Annotated in this window: 1 protein-coding gene; it reads right to left on the bottom strand. The window is 57.3% G+C overall.

Features of this window, described 5'->3' with window-relative positions; all coding sequences use genetic code 11:
* Positions 1-65: 65 nt before the first annotated feature.
* Positions 66-845: transposase (locus EOE48_RS28435; protein ID WP_148239813.1), on the bottom strand; the 780-nt coding region annotated here is incomplete at its 5' end.

The raw sequence follows: 845 nt of genomic DNA, 5'->3' as shown, positions 1-845 counted from the left end.
GGTAGGCCCTATACCAAACGCCCCGACTTGTTCGGGGCGTTTGTTTTTGTGCTGAAAAAGGCCCTTCAGCCCATCAGTTGCATGATTTGCTTGGCACCCAGGACACTAATCGCCCGCTTGAGGTTGTAAGCGGTCACAGCGAGAGCCATTTCAGCTCTTGTGCCTGCGAGTTGTCGCAGCAGGAAGCGCCCGTTGCCAAACAGCCATTGTTTGAGATTGCCAAACGGGTGCTCCACGATGGATCTGCGCCGTTCCATCATCTCTGGATGCATCTGCATCCGCTGCGCCATACGCTCAAAGGCTTCCTCTTGAGCGTGGCGCGAGACATAGCGGCGCTTGGCCGTCGTGCATTGGGATTTCAGCGTGCACCCGGCGCAATCACTGATCGCCGCCTGGTAGATCCGGTCGCCCTTGTGACGCTGCTTCAGCGTTAGCCACTGCCCTGCCGGGCACTGGTACCGATCCTGTTCGGCGTCGTAGGTAAAGTCCTTGCGCTCGAATAATGCCTCACCGCCTGGGTTCGAGGTTCGGTTTGGCGGAACGTACGCGGTAATGGAGGCTTCCTCACATGCCTGGAACTGCTGGCCATTCGAGTAACCCATATCAGCTGTAACGGTCAGCGCTTTCTGTTTCAGCTCAGCCTTGGCCGCTTTAGCCATGGGTTCAAGCTGCTTGCGATCATCGCCCTCTTGCGTCACCTCGTGATGCAAAATCAGGCAGTGTTCTGCGTCAACGGCGGTCTGCACGTTATAGGCAACCCGCGCTCCTTTGGGAGTGCGCATCATGCGGGCATCGCTTTCGTGCGTGTTGAATTGCTCCAGCCCCATTGATTTCATCAAGGCCTG

The organism is Methylobacterium oryzihabitans, from assembly GCF_004004555.2.
Classification (GTDB): Bacteria; Pseudomonadota; Alphaproteobacteria; order Rhizobiales; family Beijerinckiaceae; genus Methylobacterium; species Methylobacterium oryzihabitans.
Note: the sequence above shows the minus strand (reverse complement) of the source record. Positions and strands in the feature narration are given on the sequence as shown.